This is a genomic window from Rhizobium sp. rho-13.1 (genome assembly GCF_007000305.1).
In the GTDB taxonomy this organism is placed as follows: Bacteria; Pseudomonadota; Alphaproteobacteria; order Rhizobiales; family Rhizobiaceae; genus Rhizobium; species Rhizobium rhododendri.
Genome location: NZ_SCFL01000005.1, coordinates 86522 through 107760, shown reverse-complemented (window position 1 = coordinate 107760; position 21239 = coordinate 86522). Strand labels below are relative to the sequence as shown.

General features: G+C 58.1%; 21 protein-coding genes, 1 tRNA gene and 1 pseudogene. 3 read left to right on the top strand and 20 right to left on the bottom strand.

What is annotated here, in order from left to right:
• Positions 1–3 precede the first annotated feature (3 nt).
• On the top strand, positions 4–852 hold the full coding sequence (locus EQW76_RS15360) for an MOSC domain-containing protein (RefSeq protein ID WP_142829760.1): 849 nt from the start codon (positions 4–6) through the stop codon (positions 850–852).
• Between the two features lie 13 nt (positions 853–865).
• On the opposite strand, the gene recO is transcribed toward EQW76_RS15360, so the two are convergent.
• The 11 genes from recO to rpoZ all read right to left on the bottom strand — a co-directional run bounded on the left by recO (position 866) and on the right by rpoZ (position 9898).
• The gene (recO, locus tag EQW76_RS15355; RefSeq protein ID WP_142829762.1) at positions 866–1642 is read right to left on the bottom strand and encodes a DNA repair protein RecO; all 777 of its coding nucleotides are present in this window, start codon (positions 1640–1642) and stop codon (positions 866–868) included.
• 67 nt (positions 1643–1709) lie between these two features.
• Positions 1710–2072 carry a response regulator gene (locus EQW76_RS15350; protein WP_111220783.1) on the bottom strand — a complete coding sequence of 121 codons (363 nt, stop codon included), beginning with the start codon at positions 2070–2072 and terminating at the stop codon, positions 1710–1712.
• Positions 2073–2309: 237 nt separating this feature from the next.
• Complete coding sequence (locus EQW76_RS15345) at positions 2310–3062, bottom strand: Crp/Fnr family transcriptional regulator (RefSeq protein ID WP_142829764.1); 753 nt, start codon at positions 3060–3062, stop codon at positions 2310–2312.
• A gap of 77 nt (positions 3063–3139) precedes the next feature.
• Entirely contained in the window at positions 3140–4087 is a 948-nt protein-coding gene (gene era / locus EQW76_RS15340; protein ID WP_142829766.1) for a GTPase Era, read from the bottom strand.
• A gap of 8 nt (positions 4088–4095) precedes the next feature.
• Positions 4096–4815: a ribonuclease III gene (gene rnc, locus EQW76_RS15335; protein ID WP_142829767.1), complete on the bottom strand. Its 720-nt coding sequence runs from the start codon at positions 4813–4815 to the stop codon at positions 4096–4098.
• Complete coding sequence (gene lepB, locus EQW76_RS15330; protein WP_142829769.1) at positions 4812–5555, bottom strand: signal peptidase I; 744 nt, start codon at positions 5553–5555, stop codon at positions 4812–4814. Before lepB ends, rnc begins: the two co-directional genes overlap by 4 nt.
• A gap of 114 nt (positions 5556–5669) precedes the next feature.
• Entirely contained in the window at positions 5670–6074 is a 405-nt protein-coding gene (gene acpS / locus EQW76_RS15325) for a holo-ACP synthase (protein WP_142829771.1), read from the bottom strand.
• A 33-nt stretch (positions 6075–6107) separates the two neighbouring features.
• Entirely contained in the window at positions 6108–6698 is a 591-nt protein-coding gene (locus tag EQW76_RS15320) for a DUF2062 domain-containing protein (protein WP_111220404.1), read from the bottom strand.
• 140 nt (positions 6699–6838) lie between these two features.
• Positions 6839–6988 (bottom strand): DUF3563 family protein, encoded by a 150-nt coding sequence (locus EQW76_RS15315; RefSeq protein WP_111220403.1) that lies wholly within the window; start codon positions 6986–6988, stop codon positions 6839–6841.
• Between the two features lie 190 nt (positions 6989–7178).
• Entirely contained in the window at positions 7179–9404 is a 2226-nt protein-coding gene (locus EQW76_RS15310) for a bifunctional (p)ppGpp synthetase/guanosine-3',5'-bis(diphosphate) 3'-pyrophosphohydrolase (protein ID WP_143122964.1), read from the bottom strand.
• Positions 9405–9505: 101 nt separating this feature from the next.
• The gene (gene rpoZ / locus EQW76_RS15305; RefSeq protein WP_111220401.1) at positions 9506–9898 is read right to left on the bottom strand and encodes a DNA-directed RNA polymerase subunit omega; all 393 of its coding nucleotides are present in this window, start codon (positions 9896–9898) and stop codon (positions 9506–9508) included.
• Between the two features lie 304 nt (positions 9899–10202).
• Between rpoZ and EQW76_RS15300 the strand changes: the two genes are divergently transcribed.
• A complete protein-coding gene (locus EQW76_RS15300) occupies positions 10203–10784 on the top strand; it encodes an NYN domain-containing protein (protein ID WP_142829775.1) in 582 nt (193 codons plus the stop codon).
• A 51-nt stretch (positions 10785–10835) separates the two neighbouring features.
• Here EQW76_RS15300 and EQW76_RS15295 read toward each other — a convergent pair whose 3' ends face one another.
• The 3 genes from EQW76_RS15295 to dapA form a co-directional block, all read right to left on the bottom strand.
• A complete protein-coding gene (locus EQW76_RS15295) occupies positions 10836–11252 on the bottom strand; it encodes a DUF3830 family protein (protein ID WP_142829777.1) in 417 nt (138 codons plus the stop codon).
• The gene (gene smpB / locus EQW76_RS15290; protein ID WP_111220398.1) at positions 11252–11731 is read right to left on the bottom strand and encodes an SsrA-binding protein SmpB; all 480 of its coding nucleotides are present in this window, start codon (positions 11729–11731) and stop codon (positions 11252–11254) included. The genes EQW76_RS15295 and smpB overlap by 1 nt, the downstream gene beginning before the upstream one ends.
• A gap of 147 nt (positions 11732–11878) precedes the next feature.
• A complete protein-coding gene (gene dapA, locus EQW76_RS15285) occupies positions 11879–12763 on the bottom strand; it encodes a 4-hydroxy-tetrahydrodipicolinate synthase (RefSeq protein WP_142829779.1) in 885 nt (294 codons plus the stop codon).
• Between the two features lie 217 nt (positions 12764–12980).
• On the opposite strand from dapA, the gene EQW76_RS15280 reads away from it, so the two are divergent.
• Positions 12981–15047, top strand: a complete 2067-nt coding sequence (locus tag EQW76_RS15280; protein WP_142829781.1) for a lytic transglycosylase domain-containing protein — start codon at positions 12981–12983, stop codon at positions 15045–15047.
• 179 nt (positions 15048–15226) lie between these two features.
• Here EQW76_RS15280 and EQW76_RS15275 read toward each other — a convergent pair whose 3' ends face one another.
• The 6 genes and pseudogenes from EQW76_RS15275 to EQW76_RS15250 all read right to left on the bottom strand — a co-directional run bounded on the left by EQW76_RS15275 (position 15227) and on the right by EQW76_RS15250 (position 21236).
• Entirely contained in the window at positions 15227–16288 is a 1062-nt protein-coding gene (locus tag EQW76_RS15275) for a porin (protein WP_142829783.1), read from the bottom strand.
• Between the two features lie 383 nt (positions 16289–16671).
• A complete protein-coding gene (locus EQW76_RS15270) occupies positions 16672–17736 on the bottom strand; it encodes a porin (protein WP_142829784.1) in 1065 nt (354 codons plus the stop codon).
• Positions 17737–18254: 518 nt separating this feature from the next.
• Positions 18255–18523, bottom strand: a pseudogene (locus tag EQW76_RS15265) (GNAT family N-acetyltransferase); the annotation flags it as partial.
• A 396-nt stretch (positions 18524–18919) separates the two neighbouring features.
• Positions 18920–19600 carry a hypothetical protein gene (locus EQW76_RS15260; RefSeq protein WP_142829786.1) on the bottom strand — a complete coding sequence of 227 codons (681 nt, stop codon included), beginning with the start codon at positions 19598–19600 and terminating at the stop codon, positions 18920–18922.
• A gap of 641 nt (positions 19601–20241) precedes the next feature.
• A tRNA-Ser gene (locus tag EQW76_RS15255) sits at positions 20242–20332 on the bottom strand.
• A gap of 100 nt (positions 20333–20432) precedes the next feature.
• Complete coding sequence (locus EQW76_RS15250) at positions 20433–21236, bottom strand: HpcH/HpaI aldolase/citrate lyase family protein (protein WP_142829788.1); 804 nt, start codon at positions 21234–21236, stop codon at positions 20433–20435.
• Between the last annotated feature and the right edge of the window lie 3 nt (positions 21237–21239).

Genomic DNA, 21239 nt, shown 5'->3' with positions numbered 1-21239 from the left:
ACCATGCGTATCAGCGACCTGTTCATCTACCCCGTGAAGAGCGCACGCGGTACCGCGTTGCAGGCCTCGGCGGTCGATGCCTTCGGCCTCGTCGGCGACCGGCGCGCCATGGTGGTGGCTCCCGACGGAAAAGCGATCACCCAGCGCGAACTGCCGCTACTGGCCCGGATCACCGTCGAAGCCAACAATGGATCACTCCTCCTGCGTATGGAGGGACAGAGCGATATCGTCGTCCAGCGCCCCAGCCCGGTCGCGCGTCTCGATGTGGACATCTGGAAATCGATCGTCAGTGCTGCTGTGGCCGACGAGGCAACCAACCGGGCTTTGTCCGACTGGCTCGGCCGAGATGTGAAACTTGCGATTTTCGACGACGCATCGGAACGCCTCGCGGAGGAAGCCTGGGTCGGCAGTGCAGCGCCTGTGACCTTTGCCGATGGCTTCCAGATCCTGGTGACGACAACCGGCTCGCTGTCCGCCCTGAACGAGGACCTTGCCACCCATGGCTCGTCGCCCGTCGGAATGGATCGCTTTCGCCCAAATATCGTCATCGATTGTCCAGAGCCGTGGCAGGAGGATCGGTGGGCGGCGATCGAGATCAACGGCATTAGGCTGGATCTCGTCAAACCCTGCGCCCGCTGCATCATGACCACCCAGGATCAACTCACCGGTTCTCGCGACGTCGCCAATCCGATGCCTTCCATGGGACGCCTCAGGATGTCTGCAGACCGGCGCGTCCCCGGCCCGCTGTTCGGCTGGAATACCGTGCCCCGTGGTGAAGGCATGATCGAGGTCGGCAACCTCGTGAAGATCATCGAAGAGCGCAGCGAAGGCTGGGCGTTCAAGCGACGGTGAGTGGCGCACCGGTCTAAAGCGGAACCGCTTGGGGGGATTCTTCAAGCTCAGCTGCTGCTGCCCTGTCCAGCGCCTTCAGTGCCGACTGGACGAAACCGTGGCGGGTTGCGCCGATATCGATGCCCCGCGGCTCGTAGACGTGGCGGTGGAGGAAGAAGCCGCTCAAGCGAAACGCAGCGGCCAGACTTTCCCCGTCCGCCGCCTTGCCGTTGCCGACAGCCAGAAAGGCCGGAAGCGCCAGCATCTTGTCTGCCCAGGGAGCACCTGCAGCCCGGCTGACGGCCCTGCCCGACTTCGGAGAAACGTAGACGAGGTCTTCCCTCACGCCGGTCGCAGCGCATTCCGCCAGATCGAGGCCAAAGCCGAGGTCGTTGAGGACGGCCAATTCAAAACGCACGAAAAGCTCGCCGGCATCGGCGGGATCATGCAGGTTCTCCAGAATGACGTCGAGCGCGTTGTAGAGGTGAGGATGGGGGTCGCGCTCGGGCAGCAGCCGAAGAAGTGCTGCCATTGCCTGCACCCCGTAGACCGCCGTCGCGGTTTCCATCAGCCGGGCTGCGCGGAGCCGCACTGGCTCGACGCGGAATTCGCCGAGATGCTCGTCCAGCCGCGCGCGCCAGGTGACTTCGACCTGGTTCCCGGCCTGCAGCACAGGCTGCATCGAACGCGAGCGGCCGGAGCGGACGAGCCCCAGATGTCGACCATGGCCATGGGTCATCACCTCGGCGATCACACTCGATTCGCCAAGGCGCTTGATACCCAAAATGATGGCTTGGTCCTGCCACTGCATCCGACGCACTCGTTCCTATGAAGACACAAGTCTAGTGGAAAGCAGGCAGGCTGTCACGAGAACCGCTTCAGACGGTGGCCGGAAACATCTTCGCCAGGAACTGTAGCATGGCCCGTTCGTCGAACGGCTTCACCAGCAGTGGCGCATCCTGCAGGTCATCTGGGAACTCCTGCGTATCGGAGTATCCGCTGACGAAACCGAAGGGGATGCCGCGCTCCGTCAGGAGCCTTGCAAAATTGAAACTCATCGCTTCGCCAAGATTGACGTCGAGAAGAGCCAGATCATATTGGCCGAGGTTAATCGCTGCCAAAGCTTCGTCGAGGTTCGACGCCAGCTCGACCTTGGTCGAGCCGATTTCACGAAGGATTTCCTCCGCTTCCATCGCAATGATAAGATTGTCTTCGAGAACGAGAACGCGCTGCGGAATCATTGGCATCTTTCTTGCCAAGAAGGCCGGTGCGAAGCGCAGTCTGCCAGTAGAAGTCTCATCTTGGTCTCCGGCGTTCCGCGCAGCCATGTCGATGGAAGGCATTTGCCTTCCCTCTATTGTAGTCGTTTCGGGCCATCTTACCATAGTTGTGCAAACGCCTATAATTAACGACCCGCTCTACCTATGCTGTTTCCTGCGGTTAAGCATTTAAAAAAGACATGTATTTTCATTCGGATATCAAATGAATGGGCGTTTACCTCCGCTTATCCCGCTCCATTCCGCCAGATCGGCCAATCCTTGCCCGTCCAGCACGTCGCAACCGCGCTCCTGCCAGCGAATCAATTTGCGCTCGGCGAGTTTCTTCAGCGTTTTGTTGGTGTGAACAATCGAAAGACCCAGAGTGTCGGCAATATGCTGCTGGGTGACAGGCAGCACAGTCCTGCCGCTGAACAGCTCGATGGCACTTACACGCTGATGCAGATAGGCCAGCAAATAGGCCGCCCTTTCCAGCGCCGAACGCCGGCCGATGCTGAGCAGGTGCTCATCGAGGATGCGCTCCTCCTGTGCCGCGATCCATGTCAGGTCGTATGCCAGTGATGGATGCCTGTTATACAACGTCATCAGTTTGTCGCGCTCGAACACACAGAGCGTCACCGGCGAAAGTGCCTCCACAGAGTGCTGCATCTCGCCCATGATCGTTCCCTGCAGACCTAGAAGGTCACCGGGCATGACATAATTAAGGATCTGGCGGCGACCGTCTTCCAGGACCTTGTAGCGAAAGGCCCAGCCGGAAAGCACGGTGAAAAGGTGGGCGCTGTGCGAACCCTCGACGAGGATTGTCGCGCCCGCATCGACGGCGAGTTCGCCACGCTTGAAATGCGAGACGAAATCGAGCTCGTCGGCATCGAACTCCCGAAAACTCGGCTTCGCCCTCAGCGGGCAAAGCTCGCATGGGGTCCGGGTATCATTCGTATTGGCGGTCTTGCTCATAGCTAACTTTGCAACTTGCTGCGAGACCGTCCGGACCCGCCGTTAGGAAGCCTGTGGGTGGAGTACCAAAGTGAGGGTCACTTCGGGAAATCCAGCCCCATTTCTCGGAACCGGGCCGGATCGTCGCCCCAGTTTTCACGGACCTTGACGAACAGGAAGAGATGAACCGTCTGCTCCAGGATTTCGCCGAGTTCCTTGCGGGATGCGCTCGAGATAGCCTTGATCGTTTCGCCGCCCTTGCCGAGTGCAATCTTCTTCTGGCTATCGCGCTCGACGTAGATCACCTGCTCGATGCGCACCGAACCATCCTTGCGCTCTTCCCACTTCTCCGTCTCGACATGCGAGGAATAGGGAAGCTCCTGATGCAGGCGAAGGAACAGCTTTTCGCGGGTAATTTCAGCGGCCAGCTGACGGATCGGCAGATCGGAAATCTGGTCTTCCGGATAGTACCACGGACCTTCCGGCAGTGTCTTTGCCAGATAGTCCATGACATCGTCGCAACCGTGGCCCTTTTCGGCCGAGATCATGAAGGTCTGGGTGAAGGGGATCTTTTCGTTGGCAGCCAGCGCCAGCGCCAGCAGGTCTTCATGCTTGACCTGGTCGATCTTGTTCAGCACCAAGATCTTCGGCTGATAGACGTTTTTCAGGCCTTCGAGGATGGCATCGCCATCGCCGCGAAGACCGCGCTCGCTGTCGATCAGCAGCATGATCAGGTCGGCATCCTTGGCGCCGCCCCAAGCAGACGTCACCATGGCGCGGTCCAGCCGGCGGCGCGGCTTGAAGATGCCGGGCGTATCCATGAAGACGATCTGGGTGCGGTCGTGGATCGCGATACCACGCACGATCGCGCGCGTCGTCTGCACCTTGTGGCTGACGATCGACACCTTGGCACCGACAAAGCGGTTGACGAGGGTCGACTTGCCGGCGTTGGTCGGCCCGATCAAGGCGACGAAGCCCGAGCGTGTCGGGCGTTCATCGGCTACGGCCACGCCGTCAACAGCGCTTGTGTCTTCAGTTTCGGTCATTTTTTCCGTCATTTTCCGGCAGACGAACTCTGCCATACGCCTTCGCGCTCCAGAATCTTGGTCGCGGCCACCTGTTCGGCGGCGCGCTTGGAGCGATCTGTCCCAGTCTCAGGCTTTGTTCCCGCCACCTCTACCGTCACCGTGAAGCGGGGATCATGATCCGGTCCGCTGCGGTCTTCAATCCGGTAAACCGGACTGACGGCAAACTTTGCGTGGGCCCATTCCTGCAATTCTGTCTTGGCATCGCGCCGGGAGCCATCGGCGCGAATGGCCCGCCCCTCCCAATAGCGCAAAATGAACTTCCGCGCCACCTCCAGGCCACCCTCGAGATAGAGCGCGGCAATCAGGCTTTCGACGACGTCGGCGCGGACGTTGAGCATCCGCTTGCCCGTCGTTTTCTTGACGTCGGCACCGGTGCGAATGAACAGATGCAATTCCATCTCGTCGGCCACCTGCGCGCAGGTTTCGGCGCTGACAAGCTGATTGAGGCGAACCGAGAGTTCACCCTCGTCCGCCTTGCCGAAGGTGCTGAACAGAAGCTCGGCGATACAAAGGCCGAGCACCCGATCCCCGAGGAATTCGAGGCGCTCGTAGTTGGCACCTTTTTCCGTGCGCGCACTGGCATGCGTCAGCGCGCGGTCGAGGCGTTCCTTTTCGGCAAATTCGTGACCAATCGCTGCCTCAAGTCTGGCACGGTCGGCCGACGAAAGTGCCTGTAGCTTGGTCATTGCACGACCTTGAAGATGCGGTTCCAGCGCATGTTGCTCGGCCACTTCCAGATTTCGCGGAAGGAGGTGTCATTGCCCAGCGAGAAGAAGATGACGCTTGCGCGACCGACAAGGTTTTCAGCCGGCACGTAACCAACGTCGAAACGGCTATCCAGCGAGTTGTCGCGGTTGTCGCCCATCATGAAATAATGACCTGGCGGAACGACGAACTCCTGCGTGTTGTCGCCACGCGACACAGGCGACTGGTCGAGCGTGTCGAACGTCTTGCCATTGTCGAAGGTTTCGCGGAACACCGGAACGTCTTCGCCTGGATCCTGCTTGTAATCCGACGTGAAGCTGCCGTCCGGCGCGCGCGGCACGGCCTGGCCGTTGATATAGAGAAGGTCGTCCTTGACCTGGATGCGGTCGCCCGGCAAGCCGACAAGGCGCTTGATGTAATCGATCTCGGGATTGGGCGGGAACCGGAAGACGACGACATCGCCGCGCTTCGGCTCGCTTGCAAATATCCGTCCGCTGAAGAGATTGGGCGAGAACGGTAAGGAGTACTTCGAATAGCCATATGCGAACTTGTTGACGAAGATATAGTCGCCCACAAGCAGCGTCGGCATCATCGAGCCGGACGGGATGGTGAAGGGCTGGAAAAGCACCGTCCGGATCACCATTGCCAGGAGCAATGCCTGAACGATGACTTTGACGTTTTCCCACAGGGCATTCGGCTGCTTTACGGCTTTCTCGGACACGAAGTCTTATTCCTTTTTTGCACCCCACCGGCGCAATTGACTGTCAGGCACTCTCTAGCCGCTTCATATCACTGCTGCAATGCCACCCGCATGAAAAGCGACTGAAGCAAGGCATCAGGATGTCGCGGGCACAGCCTCGATGATCACAAAGGCTTGAGCCAACGGAAAGTCGTCGGTGATGGTCAGGTGAATGACGGGCTTGTGGCCAGCCGGCATCATCGCGGCAAGGCGATCGGCAGCTCCGCCCGTCAATTGCATGGTCGGCTTGCCGCTCGGGAGATTGACGACGCCCATGTCGCGCCAGAACACGCCCTGGGCAAGCCCCGTGCCAAGGGCCTTCGAGCAGGCCTCCTTCGCCGCGAAACGTTTGGCGTAAGACGCCGCACGGTTCTTGCGGCCGTCGGATTTCTGGCGTTCGAGGGCGGTAAAGCAACGTCCGGTGAAACGCTCTCCGAAGCGCTCGATGGATTTTTCGACCCGACGGATGTCGATCAAATCACTGCCGATGCCGATGATCATGCCGGATCTCCTGGTAGACGCGATACCTTGCGCCTAGACGCTGGATGCATTCTCGACTGCAAGCGTGACGCGGTCGCGGGCGCGCTCCATAAGCCGTGCCTTGCGGCGGCGCTGAAAGCCCCGGACACCGTAGAACGTGATGCTGTAGACGATGACACCAGAGACGATGGCAGGGGGAATGGCGCCAATCAGCATCGGCTTCAGGACGACATCCCACAATTGCCAGACGTCGAGCTGGTGGAACAGCGCCGGGAGGTCGATGGATCCGCCCTGGTTGCCGCTATCGCGCCCGAGGATCAGGTGCCCGATCTCCCAGGTGATGGCCCAAATGAAGGGGTAGGTAAAAGGATTGCCGGCCGCAAGGCAGCCGAGGGTTGCTGCAAGCAGGTTGCCGCGAACGATGTAAGCCAGCACGAAAGCGATGACGATATGTACACCGATCACGGGCGTCCATGAAACAAGGATGCCTGCAGTAAAACCAGCCGCAATGGCATGCGGGGAAGCACTGAGGCGAACGATGCGTCTCTGGAAATAGCGGACAGGACGCATGAAGCCCTTGCGGGGCCAGACCATGTCGCGCAGCTTTTCAGTTAGCTTCTGTGGTTTTCTTCGGCGAAATAACATGCGGCATATCTAGTGCAGGCGAAGCCGCGATGACAAGAGCGCTCATGCGCTTCTTTTAGCGAGTGGTGCAAGTGTTTTACCACTCGCAAGCGGCGTTGCATTTGCACGCCGCCTTTCCCATTTCGTAAGTCTACTGTCGATTAACGGTTGCGGAATGCACCACGGTCGACTTGACGCTGACGATACTCAAGATCAAAGCGGTCGTTAGAACCGTTAAGGTAAGCCATTTCGCGTTCTTCAACACTAGGAACGCGGAGGGCGCGGGCGAATTTCTTGAAGGGACCAAACATTGTCATTTCCTCATCTGGTTTGTTTCTTTCGATGAGGTGAATATAGCTCGTGCAGGCGTTAATGACCAACGCCCGATTACCAGTGCAGCCATGCATTCTATGCATATGTAGGCCATTACCTGCGACAAAATGACTAAGAAACGATCATAAAAGATGCACATGGCGCCTCCGGCACCTGCGACGCGGTTAATTATTCATAAAGCCGCTTAACCGTGGCAATGCAGTCGAGGTCCTTCAACTGCAGCAACATCTGGTTCAGCTGGCGCAGATCCCAGACTTCGACATCGAGTGCCATCTCGGTGAAATCGGCTGCAACACGCACGGTATTGAAGATACGGATGTTGACGTCGATGTCGGCGACTGTCTGCGAGATCTTGGCAAGGCTGCCGGGTTCGTTGAGAGCATTGATCAGCACGCGGGCGGTGAACCGCGATTTGTTGGCCTCGTCGAGATCCCAGCGCACGTCGATCCAGCATTCCGGCTGGTCGTCGAAGCGTTGCAGCGCAGGCGACTGGATGGGATAGATGATGATTCCCCGGCCCTTCTCGAGGATACCGACGATACGGTCCCCGGGCACTGCACCCGTCGGCGCGAAATGTACGGCCACGTCGGCAGCCAGTCCGCGGATCGGCAGGGTTTCGAGGTCGTCAATGCCGGCATTGGCGAGATCGGCGACCTTGCTCTGGCCAGGTATCTTGAAAATCATACCGGCGCCGCTGCGGACATTGAACCAGCCCTCGTCGCCGGCAGGCTTAACCGTCACCCGTTCGTCCTGGTGGTCAGGATAGACCGCGCGCAGCACGTCAAGCGACGACATCTCCCCTCGCCCGACGGCAGCAATGGCATCCTCGACATCCTTTTGGCCAAGCCGGTGCAGCGCCGGTTTGAGGGCGTCGCGGGTAAATATCTTGCCGGCGCGCTCGAATGTACGCTCGAGGATGCGGTAGCCGAGGCCGGCATATTGCTTGCGGATGGCCATGCGGGTGGCGCGACGGATGGCGGCGCGCGCCTTGCCGGTAACGACGATCTCTTCCCAGGCGGCGGGAGGCACCTGTACGCCGGAGCGAATGATCTCGACCTCGTCGCCGTTTGCAAGCCGTGTGACGAGCGGCATGATCCGACCATTGATCTTGGCACCGACTGTCGTATCGCCGATGTTGGTATGCACGGCATAGGCAAAGTCGATCGGCGTTGCGCCGCGCGGCAGCGCGATAAGCTTGCCCTTCGGCGTGAAACAGAAGACCTGATCCTGGAACAGTTCGAGCTTGGTATGCTCAAGAAACTCCTCCGGACTGTCACCTTCCGCCAATGCCTCGATAGTGCGGCGCAGCCATGAGTATGCGTTGCTTTCACGCGACAGCAGATCACCTTCCGCCGCGTTCTGATCCTTGTAGAGCGCGTGAGCTGCAATGCCGTATTCGGCAATCTCGTTCATGCGCCGGGTGCGTATCTGCAGCTCGATGCGCTGGCTCGACGGGCCGACGATGGTGGTGTGTAACGAACGGTAGTCGTTCTGCTTGGGCGTGGAGATGTAATCCTTGAAACGACCGGGAACGACGCGCCAGCGCGTGTGGACGATGCCGAGAGCCCGGTAGCACGCAGGCAGATCGTCAACGATGATACGAAAGCCATAGACATCCGACAGTTGCTCGAACGACAGGGACTTCGACTGCATTTTTCTGAAGACGGAATAGGGCTTCTTCTGCCGGCCCTTGGCGACGGCATTGTCGAGGCCGTTGGCGACCAGGAGATCGCGCAACTCGGTTTCGATCTTCTTGACCAGCCCCTCGTTGCGTTGCGACAACTCCTCGAGGCGCTTGGTGACTGCGTCGTGTGCTTCCGGATTGATATGGCGGAAGGACAGTTCCTCCAGTTCCTCGCGCATATCCTGCATACCCATGCGCCCGGCAAGCGGCGCATAGATGTCCATCGTCTCTTCCGAGATGCGGGCGCGCTTGTCTGCCGGCATGTGGTCGAGCGTGCGCATGTTGTGCAGGCGGTCGGCGAGCTTCACCAGCAATACGCGCACATCGTCGGAGATGGCGAGCAGCAGCTTGCGGAGGTTTTCAGCCTGCTTTGCCTTGCGGGTGACGAGATCGAGCTTCTTGATCTTCGTCAGCCCCTCGACCAGCCGGCCGATGTCCTCACCGAAAAGCTCGTCGATTTCGGCCCGCGTTGCCGTCGTGTCTTCGATGGTATCGTGCAGGAGGGCGACCGCAATCGTCGATTCGTCGAGATGCATATCCGTCAGGATCGCAGCGACTTCCAGCGGATGGGAAATATATGGATCGCCGCTGGCGCGCTTCTGCTGTCCATGCTTCTGCATCGCATAGACATAAGCCTTGTTCAGAAGCGCTTCGTTGGCATCGGGCTTGTACTTCTGAACTCGCTCTACAAGCTCGTATTGCCGCATCATCCAACGCTACTCCGGTAAAAAGAAAAGCGCGCCAATCGGATGACTGGCGCACAGACATTTCACCATCATATAGCTCCAACGCGGAGCATCAAGATTGACGATCAGTAATCGTCGCTCTTTTCCGGCGGTACAAGGCCTTCGATGCCGGCCAGCAGCTCTTCTTCCGACATCTGGTCGAAGGTTACAGCTTCCGGCTTGTCGTCGTCTTCCTCGGAAGAAGAACCAGCGGCGGCAAGAGTTGCCGGATCTGGCTCAGGCTCATCGATTTCGACGTGCTTCTGCAGCGAGTGGATCAGGTCTTCCTTCAGATCGTCTGGAGACAGGGTCTCGTCGGCGATTTCGCGAAGGGCAACCACGGGGTTCTTGTCATTGTCGCGGTCGATGGTGATCGCTGCACCCTGGGAGACGAGCCGGGCGCGATGGCTGGCGAGCAAAACAAGCTCGAACCGGTTCTCTACCTTATCAATGCAATCTTCTACGGTGACACGGGCCATTGCCTGTCCTTTACGGTCGTGATGTCGTCGACATGTATGGAATTAGGATGCCGGATACAATCAAACGGCGGCAAATTCAAGTTTTTCCTCGCAAGGCGACAGATAACAACCGCTGCTGGACGAGGAAACGGAAATTGAATTTTTCATTTCAATCCAGAGTTGCTTGGAATAACTGGAATCCTGCCCTAAATCTCCTTATATGAACAATTCGTGAATTAAGCGACCTGTTTCTATATTTTAGCGATAAGGCTTTGTTTTGATTGCCTTTTAGTGTTTTCTTTTTGCAGCAATGGATAAACCAGCCATGTTTGACCCTCGCGAGAAAATTGCACTCTTCATTGACGGCGCGAATTTGTACGCCGCCTCCAAAAGTCTCGGCTTCGACATCGATTATCGCAAGCTGCTGAAAGCGTTCCAGAAACGCGGCTACCTGTTGCGCGCGTACTATTACACTGCGCTGATCGAGGACCAGGAATATTCCTCCATACGGCCGCTGATCGACTGGCTCGACTACAACGGCTACAAGGTGGTCACGAAGCCCGCCAAGGAATTCACCGACTCCATGGGACGCCGCAAGATAAAGGGCAACATGGATATCGAGCTGGCCATCGATGCCATGGAGCAGTCCGAGACTGTCGATCACATGGTGATCTTCTCCGGGGACGGCGATTTCACGACGCTTGTCGAAGCGCTGCAGCGTCGCGGACGCAAGGTTTCCGTCATCTCGACGATGGCGACCCAGCCGCCGATGATCGCCGACGACCTTCGTCGGCAGGCCGATCACTTCATCGACCTGGTCTCGCTGAAATCCGAGATCGGCAGGGATCCGTCCGAAAGACCGGCACGGCTTGTGGACGCGTCACCGACGGCCGAACAGGAAGAATAGTTCGGTCGACGATATCCGTATCCGCCTGGCTAGAGAGACTGCGTTAGACGGTCAGCCAATGGGTTCGAAGCGGATTGGCTGCGCGCCGTTCCAGAGAACACGGCGGCCCATCTCCGGCAGGTGCTCAGCGCCTTCGACGACGGTGAGGAAATGGTTTCCGGCAAGACTGCCCATCTTGCTGGCAAATGACGAGCTGCCATAGGCGAAAAGCAGCTCCGTTTCGCTGTGGCCGCCGGGATAAAGCAGGATATCGCCGCGTGACGGATGGGTGGTGTGGTTTTCGAAACCGACGCCGAACTCGAAATCGCCGAGAGGTACCCAGACCGCTTCGCCGCTCCAGCGCGAGTGGATCGTCTGATTGACGAAGGGCAGCAGAGCCTGGAATGCCTTGCAGGTCCGAGGCGCCTTCTTGTTCTCGAAACGAGCGACGAAGACCAGGTCGCCGACGGTCAGCCTCACCATCTGCATCAGCCGTTGTCCTTCAGAATTCGGGTCTTCTGGCGGTTCCAGTCGCGTTCTTTTTCCGTCTGTCGCTTGTCGTGCAGCTTCTTGCCCTTGGCAAGAGCCAGTTCGAGCTTGGCGCGGCCCTGATCGTTGAAATAGATTTTCAGCGGAATGAGGGTCATGCCCTCACGATTGATGCCGACGCGAAGTCTGTTGATTTCGCGGGCGGTCAGCAGCAGCTTGCGGCGACGGCGGGGCTCGTGGTTGAAGCGATTGGCCTGCAGATATTCCGGCAGATAGGAATTGATCAGCCAGATCTCGCCGCCTTCGTCCGAGGCATAACTATCCGCGATATTCGCCTTGCCGTCGCGCAACGCCTTCACCTCGGTGCCCATGAGCATGATGCCGGCTTCATAGGTATCGAGGATCTCATAGTTGTAGCGAGCCTTGCGGTTATCGGCGACAACCTTCTTGACGACGCGTTGGCTGCCTTTGGGTGCCATGATCTGTTGTTCCGTCCCTCGGGTACCGGCGGCGCTCAAACATGAGAAAATGCGGGCCGCAGTGATGTTCAGGGCCCTAGATAGGGGAGTATGACCGGATTGTGAAGACGCGACGGCGACGAACGCCGCCGCCTTCGCCTCAAGCTATCAATTCAGCAGGCCGGCGTGGCGCATCGCAGCATCGATCGCTGCTTCCGTACCCGGTTCCAGCGTAGACAGCAGCGGCGAGCGAACGTGGCGGCTCATCCGCTCCAGACGCGACAGGCCATATTTTGCACCGCAGAGACCGGGCTCGAGAAAGATTGCCTTGTGCAGCGGCATCAACCGGTCCTGGATCGAAAGCGCCGCCTTGTAGTCGCCGGCAAGGGTCGCCTTCTGTAACTCGGCACAGAGGCGCGGCGCGACGTTTGCCGTCACCGAAATACATCCGACCCCGCCATGGGCGTTGAAGCCGAGAGCGGTCGCATCCTCGCCCGACAGCTGATGAAAATCATTGCCGCAGGTGATGCGCTGCTCGGAAACGCGCTCGATCTTGCCGGTCGCATCCTTGACGCCGACAATATTCCCATAGGACTTAGCCAGCGCACCCATGGTTTCAGGCGTCATGTCGACGACAGAGCGACCTGGAATATTGTAGATGTAGATCGGTAGCTTAACGGCCTCGGCAATCGCCGAAAAGTGAGCATAGAGCCCCTTCTGCGTCGGCTTGTTGTAATAGGGCGTGACGACCAGGACTGCATTCGCGCCAACCTTTTCGGCATGCTGTGCCAGTTCTATCGCTTCGCGCGTATTGTTGGATCCCGCGCCTGCCATGACGGGCACGCGCTTGGCGGCGACCTCGATGCACAGCTCGACGACGCGCTTGTGCTCGGCGTGCGACAGGGTCGGCGATTCGCCGGTGGTGCCAACAGGGACAAGCCCGGTGCTCCCCTCGGTGATCTGCCATTCTACGTGCGAGGCAAAAGAAGCTTCGTCGACGGCGCCCGCAGCGGTGAAGGGCGTAACGAGAGCGGGAATGGATCCCCTGAACATGCAAACTCCTCAAGGCCTGGCATTTCACGCTTCGGCCGCAATCCTTGGTTATGAATCTGCGCACCATAAAGCGGCCATCTGGCTCCGACAAGCGCGCTTTATGGCTTCGTTTGCAAATTCCGGTATCATGTTAGATCGATAATTCGTGCATGCGCTAAGGTTTCGTTAAGATGGCTTTCGGCAGATTGAGGGGATCTGAATTCGCGTGAGTAGCCGGATGAACAAATCGATCCTGGTCGTGTCCGCCACAGGCCTTGCCATTGCCTGGGGCTGTCTTGCGGCCGGGCTGCCGATTGAAAGCGCCCCTGATCCGGCCGGGCAGCCGCAGACATCAGTCGCCATGGCAATTCCGAACGATCCGCTGACGACTGGTTCTATTCCACGCGCTTCCAACATCGCGCCTGCGAGCGCCGATCTCAAGGCTGGCCTCGACGCGCTGTCGAACCGGAAGCCGCTGCAGGCCATCGCCGTCCGCAATGGCATGGCGCGCGGAACGCTGGACCGCCACATCCTCACCTGGGCAATTGCCACGTCGGGACAGACCGGGATACCGTCCGCCGAAATCGCTTCCGCCTCGCAAGAGCTTGCGGGCTGGCCGGGGCTCGCCAGTCTGCGTGGCTTCTCCGAGCGGGCGATCTACAACGAGAATCCGTCCACGGCCGAGGTGCTCGCTGCCTTCGGAGAGACCGCACCGGAAACGCCGGAAGGTGCATTCGTGTTGTCAAAGGCCCTCATTGCCGTTGGAAAGCCCGCCCAGGCAGCCGCCTATATCCGCAACGTCTGGCGAAACCAGACGCTGGACGCATCGCTCGAGGACAAATATCTGGCAGCTTTTGGCGGCCTGCTCAGCCCCGCCGACCAAAAAGCACGCATGGATCTGTTGCTCTACCGAAGCAAGACGGCGCAGGCGAAGCGTTTTGGCGATCTAGGCAAGGCACAATCACTCTATACTGCATGGGCAGCTGTCAACGATCGAAGCCCCAAGGCTGCGAGCCTGCTTGCCAACATCTCGACGCAGTGGAAAAGCGATCCGGCCTATCTCTTCATGCGGGTCGAATTTGAGCGCCGCAAGGAAAACTACGATACGGCTGCAGCCCTGCTGGCGCGAATGCCGCGCGATCGCAGCCTGCTGATCGACGCGAGCCAGTGGTGGGACGAGCAGCGAATCGTCAGCCGCGGCCTTGTCGACCAAGGTAACTACAAGGCTGCATACAGAATTGCCGACGACAACGTCGCCGTCACCCCGGTCGATGTCGGCGAAGCGGAGTTCCATGCAGGCTGGTATGCGCTGCGCGGCCTGAAGGATCCCTCCACGGCAGCAACGCATTTTCGCAAAATCCTCGGCGTGTCGAACGGACCGATCTCCGTCTCTCGTGCCTGGTATTGGCTGGGACGCGCGGCGGAAGCCGGCGGCCCGGGCAAGGCCAGTGATTTCTATGCGAAGGCCGCCGCCCTTCCGAGCACGTTCTACGGTCAGCTTGCCGCGAAAAAGCTCGGACGGCAGATGCTGGACGTGACCTACCCATCGCCATCGCCGGAAGACCGGCAGCGCTTTCAATCGCGAGAAGCGGTGCTGGCGATCGCGCGCCTAGAGGCAGCCGGCAATGGCTGGCGCGCCGACAGTCTTTACCGCGCGCTAGCCCAACAGCTGCAAAGCCCGGGCGAGATCGCGCTGCTTGCGGCCAGCGCCGAGCAGTCCGGCAATCACCAGCTTTCGCTGCAAGTCGGCAAGATCGCCTATGGACGCGGCGTCGATGTCGCAGCGCTTGCCTTTCCGATCGGCGTCATTCCAGACGATGCCAATATCGCTGGCTCCGGAAAGGCCATGGCTTATGCCATCGCCCGACAGGAAAGCGCCTTCAATCCGCAGGCCGTGTCGTCCGCAGATGCCCGTGGATTGCTTCAACTGCTGCCGAAGACCGCCAAGGCTGTGGCCGGTCGCCACGGGATCGTTTATTCAGCCGACCGCCTGACGAAAGATGCCGGCTACAACGCGACGCTCGGCTCGCACTATCTCGGCGAGCAGATAGATGCATTCGGCGGATCCTATATCCTGACATTCGTTGCCTATAACGCCGGTCCGAAAAAAGTGCCCGAATGGATCAGCCGCTACGGCGACCCGCGCGGCAAGTCGATGGATGAAGTCGTCGACTGGATCGAGCGCATTCCCTTTCCGGAAACCCGCAATTATGTGCAAAGGGTGATGGAAAACTACGAGGTCTACAAGGCTCGGCTTGGTCAGAAGAGTGATATCGAGCAGGACCTCATCCACGGACGCGGCTGAAGGGGCCTTTCGCGGCTTACCGATTCGTTAGGTCCGCCACCCTTCCCGCCGACTGACGGGCACAGAGTTTGTGCCCGGGATCCAATTCCCGAGCTCACCGACTCGAAATTGTCGGCACGAAAATGGCCCGGCTGGGATACCGGGCCATCTCTTTGACAGGAGGTTAGATCAACTCAGTATTAGAACGAACGCTGGAAGCGGATGATGCCAGACCAGGTGTCCTTGTTGACGCTGTCGTAGTTGACGTAGGTGACTTCCGGCTCGATGAGCAGGTTCTTGACCGGGTTGAACTTCAGGTTGCCCGTTGCTGCGAACGTCTTCTTGTCGTCGTAGGCCAGCTGCACGTTGGCCTTCAGCTTGTCATTGATCTGTTGGCCAATGCCGCCCCAGACAGCCCAGTCGCCCCAACCGATACCAGCACCACCGGCACCAGCATACTTGTTGAGCTTGTTGCCATCGGTGTTGTAGCCACCCATGAGGAAGGCGGTGAAGCCGCCGAACTTGGCATCAACACGAGCCTTGACAGCGCCTTCTTCGACGATCGAGTCGTAGCCGCCGACAACGCGGAAGTTGAAAGCGCCGGCCTTGTAGCCGAGACCGAGAACGCCGTCCGGAGCGTAGTGATCCGAGCTGTTCTCGCCATTGGCGCCAGCTGCAGTGCCGTTGGTGCTGTCTTCGAGCGAAGCAACAGCCGTGAAGCCGGTGCCAGAGTCGTAGGCGTAGGTCAGCTGGTTCAGTTCGTCGGTGCCGTTGATGCCGTATTCGATGATGTCGTCGTTGATGACGTCGCCAGCGTAGCCGAGGAAGGTCGAGTAGACCGAGTCATTCTTACCGACGAGGAAACCACCCAGGCTGATGTTGGCCCAGAGAAGCTTGTTGGTGTTGTTACCTTCGGCCGACTCGAAGCGGAAAACGGCGTCAGTCTTCAGGGCGCCATATTCAGTGTCACTTGCAGTGTCGATCGAAAGTTCGGCACGTGTCTTCCAGTATGTGCCGCGAGCAGCAGCGTCCTGGCCGGCCTTGTAAGCGTTGTACCAGCTGACGTCAGAGCGAACCTTGCCGCCGATCTTGATGCAGGTTTCCGTGCCCGGGATGTAGAAATAGCCCGCGCCGTAAGCGTCGCAGATGCGGACGTATTCCAGCGGCTCAGGTTCAGCAGCGACGATGGCGTCGGCAGCGTGTGCACCGGATACTACCGAGAAGGCAGCGGCCGAGCCGAGAAGAAGGCTTTTAATGTTCATTGCAATTAGCTCCAATCAAAAGACGACTGGGCGTGAGACGTCGCGCCGAAAAATCGGCGTGTCCTACCCCATCCCTGTATTTGTGACCCCCCCTTGGGGAGAACCAAAGCGCGTCTGCTTCGGTTCTGGGCAGACCATAGCGATTGAATATAACAATGAAATATCAATGCGTAACAGGCACCGTTTGTGACAAAGCTTTGGATTGGTGCGTTGCACAAAAATCACGTCACGAAACTGTGATAATTCCGTCATGAAAGGTGATTGATCACCTCGCGGCCTGGAAAAGGCAGCGGAAACAAGACCTGGAGAACAGACAAAGAGCAAAAACGAAAAAGCCCGGCTCGAAAGCCGGGCTCCTTTCAATCGACCGAAGTCGTATTGAATTAGAACGTGCGCTGGAAGCGAAGGATACCAGAGAACGTGTTGTCGTCGAGAACGGCGTTGTCGTACTTGACGTAGGTGATTTCTGGCTGGATCTTGAAGCCCTTAGCAACGAAAACGTTGAGGTTTGTCGTAGCTTCGAAGGTCTTGCTGTCAGCATACGAAACCTGAGTGTTCCACTCGAGCTTGTCGTTGAACTTGACAGTCGTGCCACCCCAAACCTGCCAATCGCCGGTCGAAGCGCCGCTAGCGTCGCCATTGGCGTAGCGGTTGATCTTGTTGCCGTCAGTGTTGTACTGGCCGAGCAAGAAGGCAGAGAACGTGCCGAAGTCGAGGTCGAGGCGAGCCTTGACAGCGCCTTCTTCAACAACCGAGTCGTAGCCGCCGACAACCTTCAGACCGAACATGCCAGTCTTGTAGCCGAGGCCGGCAACGAAGTCAGGTGTGTAGTGGTCAGAGATGTCGCGGCCAGGATTGTTCGGATCAACTGCAAGGTCGCCAGACTGGCTGTCTTCAACCGACAGAACGCCGGTGAAGCCGTTGCCGCCGTCGTATACGTAGGAGAGCTGGTTCAGCTCGTAAGGTCCATCGCCGATCACGTCGTCGTTGATGACGTTGCCAGCATAACCAATCCACTGATTGTACTGCGAGTCCGTCTTACCAACGATGAAGCCGCCGAGGCTGATCGTTGCGAACAGAACCTTGGAGTCGTTGACACCTTCAGTCGAGTCGAAACGGTAAACCATGTTGGTCTTCAGCGGACCGTATTCTGTGTCCGTTGCCGTGTCGACGTTGAGTTCAGCGCGAGTGTGCCATTCCGTGCCGCGCTTGAAGCGATCGCCAACAGCGTATGGGTTGTGCCACTGAGCTTCAGTACGAACCATGCCGCCAATCTTGAGGCAGGTTTCCGTGCCTGGGATGTAGAAGTAGCCAGCGCCGTATGCATCGCAGATGCGGACGTATTCAAGCGGCTCAGGCTCAGCAGCTACGATAGCGTCTGCAGCGTGAGCACCGGATACTGCTGCGAGGGCAGCAGCGGAGCCGAGAAGTAGGCTCTTGATGTTCATGATTGACCTCCAGTTCAAAGTTTCAATTGGGTCTGGGATTTTTAACCCGAAGGCATTCCCTGCCCCATCCCCATGTTTCAAGAAGTGGACGATCACGCCCTCGCTTCCGTTGTTGAAAATACTCGACGGGCGCCGTCACGCAATCGACATCTTGCCGGAAGGGGGTTTTGGGGGGACCCTTCCCCAATTCATGTTGCCGAAAGGACACAAAACGGTGAGATGAAGGGTGGTTTATTTAGCCTTTATTAAGAAAAAGCCTTATCTCGCACGGACTTAACCCCGACGCGCCGGCCCGTCACAGTCTTTCGGTAGACCTGCCGACGCACAAAATCCCTGGAAACCCTGCCACATGTACGGCATTTCCACGGCAGGCGGCAACATTTGGAAACAGCCCGGCAACGATTCCCGGTTGGGGAATGGACATGCGCTGGACGTCGATTCGGATCGTGTGTGCGATTCCGCCTGCGATTCGAGCTTGGGTGCAGACATGGGGTAGGCATCCGGTCCGGCGGACGTCATTACTTCAGCTCTATAAGCCCCGCCTCCGTCGGCCAGAAGTCGCAACTACGGTAGAGTGAGACCAGCTGCGGCTCGACGTTGACACTCAACCACCTTGCATCGTGCTCCTGCGCAATACTGGTGGCCTCTTTTATCATGCCGGTAGCAATCCCCTGTCTTCGCATTCGAGGGGCGACGCGGGTGTCGAGAATAAAGGCGTGAACGCCTCATCCCACGCACCATTCACGAAACCGACGAGCTGACCATCGGCGTAAGCGCCGATAACCGACGTTACAGTTACCGAGGTATCGGAAGCTGTCACAGGCAGTAGGGAATGGCCCAAGGCTGCTGTTGATCTCGGAGATTTCTGAGGTGAACCTAAGGATTTCAATGGCTGACCAAAGTGGCTAATTAGCCATCGACAGGCTACAGCAAAGCCCTAGAAGCCTAGAAGCCTAGAAGCCTAGAAGCCTAGAAGCCCTGTAAATAGGGCGTGTAGACCATTCGCCTCGATATTTCACCGCAGCAAACGTCAACACAGGCTCGGTTCCCGCCAGGCTTTTTTTGTATTTTACGAAAGAAAGGCGGGGAAGGCAATCGAGCGGCTTACACCTCCCGGCCACAACGAAAGGAGGACGCTGGGTTTACCCGAAAGCCAGCGCGTGTTGTCTCCAAACTGACGAAATCAGTCATCAGAATTGAACCTATCTAGAACGGCCCAAGGAATTTCCACATTGTTGGCGGGCGTGTACGGCATCGATACATCTCCCGTAATGTTGATCGCAGTTACACAGAAGCGCGTCGTGTGAGACCGACCAAAAACGTCTTCATAGTCGCATTGCCCAAAAACGAAGAGCCGCCTTTTACCTGTAGCGATGAGAAGCAAATCCGAGGCATAGTAGTCAATAGGATTGGCTTCAATAGACCCACCGTCTTGATGAAGATTAACTGTCGCAATGCGGGGTGGTAAGCTGCCCACAAAATCAAAGTCTCCTGGCAGATCATCGTCTCGCAACTCGTAGCCAACGCTGACACGAACTTTACGGGTAGGCGTAGCACCTCGATTGATCCAAGAAGGACGCATTCTCCAAAACAGGCCAGTTGGGGATGGATGCGATATGTAACGTATCCCCCCAGCGACCACATAAGCCCGCTCAGTGGTCTCAAGGGCGTGCTTAGCACTTTTGATCTGCTCCCGAGCTAGGATTATCGAAATAGCAATTCCCGCAGTTCCCAAAAGGCTAAGCATAAACTGCCACTTGCTCCACATCGACAAACTAACGGTCGCTGATGCCACGGTTTGCTGAGCGGTAAGATCGGCCTGCTGTCGGGCGGTAGTCTGCCGCTCCCTTTCCAGATCTTCCAAGGACGGCTTTGGCTGACTTACTATCCTTACCGGAAACCCCTCATTCTCACTAGCAGGCGTAGAAATCGTAAAGGTGCAAAGCATAACTGCGGCGATTAGGAAAAGGCCGCACGATTTCTTCATAATTACCGAAAGGGAAGAGATAAAGTATCTTAGCATTTGGAAATAGCTAATACATCTTGAGAAAACACACTAGGTCCAATCTCCACCCAGCGACTTTTACTTTTTACAAGATGTCTACATTCGACCACGGCAACCGACTGACCTTGACCCCGAATACTTAAGCCTCTCACGTCGATAGCCATTGATATCTGGAGCAAGAGGATAATTACACCAACGGGAATTTCATGGGAACCATTACAACCCTAGTTAAGATACGCCGCCTTGAAACTGAACTGTAGTTCTGCTCTATCTTCGTTGAGGTGTAGGCCTTCGGGAAATTGCGATTACCGCTGGGACCGCACTACTGAGTTCCGGTCTTTCGATTGGATGATTCCCAGTCCCGGACTAGATGATCGCAGTTGATATCGCCTGATTTGGCGATGGAACGAATATTTTGGCACAAGCGCTTGGCACAAATAATCTACAATTGTGGACGTAAGACGCTGTAATGATTAGATAAATCCGCACATTTGAAAGAATGGCGGAGAGGAAGGGATTCGAACCCTCGATACGCTTTTGACGTATACTCCCTTAGCAGGGGAGCGCCTTCGGCCACTCGGCCACCTCTCCGAGGCCGTGACTATTGGGCAAAGGCTCCAAAGGCAAGGTTTTTTTTCCAATGCCGTCAGAAAAGTGTCTTGCTGTGCGCTAAACCCCGGGAGTGCGAGGGCTAGTAGCCGCGTGGGCCGGCTTCGGCATTTTCCGGTTCCGGTCCGTAGCGTCGGCGAAGGCGCTGGAGTGCCGTGGAGAATTCGGTGACATCGGCGCCGACGGCCACAAAAGTGGCGCCGAGTTCCAGGTAGCGGCGGTTGAGGGTCTCGTTGAATGTCAGGATTCCGGCCGGTTTGCCCGCTTTGACGATGGTGGCTATGGCGGCCTCTATCGCGTCCTGCACCTCGGGCGCCTCGAGATTACCCGGAAAGCCCAGGTCGGCAGCAAGGTCGGCAGGCCCTATAAAGATGCCATCGATGCCCTCGACACCGGCAATCCGCTCGAGGTCGGCAAGCGCCGCGCGGGTTTCGGCCTGGACGAGGAGGCAGATATCCTTGCCTGCATCGGCAACGTAGCCGGCAACGGTGTTGAACCGCGAGGCGCGGCCGATGCCGGCGCCCATGCCACGGATGCCGTCCGGCGGATAGCGGACAGCGCGAACGAGTTCTGCTGCCTGCTCGGCCGAATCGACCATCGGGATGAGCAGCGTGCGGGCGCCGATGTCGAGAAACTGCTTGATCATCCAGCTTGCCCCGGTCGGCAGGCGAACCACCGGTTCCGACGGCGAGGCCTGGAGGGCCTGCAACTGCGCCATTATACTGCGAAGATCGTTGGGGCCGTGCTCGCCGTCGAGGACCAGCCAGTCGAAACCGGCATGGCCGGCGATCTCGGCGGCATAGGCATCGGCCATCGCCACCCAGAGGCCGATCTGCGGGCGGCGCTCGCGCAGGGCGATCTTGAATGCATTGGGTGGCAGGGTCATCGT

What these genes read in the sequence shown, in the direction of transcription:
- EQW76_RS15360 (WP_142829760.1), top strand. Translation starts at nt 4, where the DNA reads ATGCGTATCAGCGACCTGTTCATCTACCCCGTGAAGAGCGCACGCGGT.
- recO (WP_142829762.1), bottom strand. Translation starts at nt 1,642, where the DNA reads ATGCAGTGGCAGGACCAAGCCATCATTTTGGGTATCAAGCGCCTTGGC.
- EQW76_RS15350 (WP_111220783.1), bottom strand. Translation starts at nt 2,072, where the DNA reads ATGATTCCGCAGCGCGTTCTCGTTCTCGAAGACAATCTTATCATTGCG.
- EQW76_RS15345 (WP_142829764.1), bottom strand. Translation starts at nt 3,062, where the DNA reads ATGAGCAAGACCGCCAATACGAATGATACCCGGACCCCATGCGAGCTT.
- era (WP_142829766.1), bottom strand. Translation starts at nt 4,087, where the DNA reads ATGACCGAAACTGAAGACACAAGCGCTGTTGACGGCGTGGCCGTAGCC.
- rnc (WP_142829767.1), bottom strand. Translation starts at nt 4,815, where the DNA reads ATGACCAAGCTACAGGCACTTTCGTCGGCCGACCGTGCCAGACTTGAG.
- acpS (WP_142829771.1), bottom strand. Translation starts at nt 6,074, where the DNA reads ATGATCATCGGCATCGGCAGTGATTTGATCGACATCCGTCGGGTCGAA.
- EQW76_RS15320 (WP_111220404.1), bottom strand. Translation starts at nt 6,698, where the DNA reads ATGTTATTTCGCCGAAGAAAACCACAGAAGCTAACTGAAAAGCTGCGC.
- EQW76_RS15315 (WP_111220403.1), bottom strand. Translation starts at nt 6,988, where the DNA reads ATGTTTGGTCCCTTCAAGAAATTCGCCCGCGCCCTCCGCGTTCCTAGT.
- EQW76_RS15310 (WP_143122964.1), bottom strand. Translation starts at nt 9,404, where the DNA reads ATGATGCGGCAATACGAGCTTGTAGAGCGAGTTCAGAAGTACAAGCCC.
- rpoZ (WP_111220401.1), bottom strand. Translation starts at nt 9,898, where the DNA reads ATGGCCCGTGTCACCGTAGAAGATTGCATTGATAAGGTAGAGAACCGG.
- EQW76_RS15300 (WP_142829775.1), top strand. Translation starts at nt 10,203, where the DNA reads ATGTTTGACCCTCGCGAGAAAATTGCACTCTTCATTGACGGCGCGAAT.
- EQW76_RS15295 (WP_142829777.1), bottom strand. Translation starts at nt 11,252, where the DNA reads ATGCAGATGGTGAGGCTGACCGTCGGCGACCTGGTCTTCGTCGCTCGT.
- smpB (WP_111220398.1), bottom strand. Translation starts at nt 11,731, where the DNA reads ATGGCACCCAAAGGCAGCCAACGCGTCGTCAAGAAGGTTGTCGCCGAT.
- dapA (WP_142829779.1), bottom strand. Translation starts at nt 12,763, where the DNA reads ATGTTCAGGGGATCCATTCCCGCTCTCGTTACGCCCTTCACCGCTGCG.
- EQW76_RS15280 (WP_142829781.1), top strand. Translation starts at nt 12,981, where the DNA reads ATGAACAAATCGATCCTGGTCGTGTCCGCCACAGGCCTTGCCATTGCC.
- EQW76_RS15275 (WP_142829783.1), bottom strand. Translation starts at nt 16,288, where the DNA reads ATGAACATTAAAAGCCTTCTTCTCGGCTCGGCCGCTGCCTTCTCGGTA.
- EQW76_RS15270 (WP_142829784.1), bottom strand. Translation starts at nt 17,736, where the DNA reads ATGAACATCAAGAGCCTACTTCTCGGCTCCGCTGCTGCCCTCGCAGCA.
- EQW76_RS15250 (WP_142829788.1), bottom strand. Translation starts at nt 21,236, where the DNA reads ATGACCCTGCCACCCAATGCATTCAAGATCGCCCTGCGCGAGCGCCGC.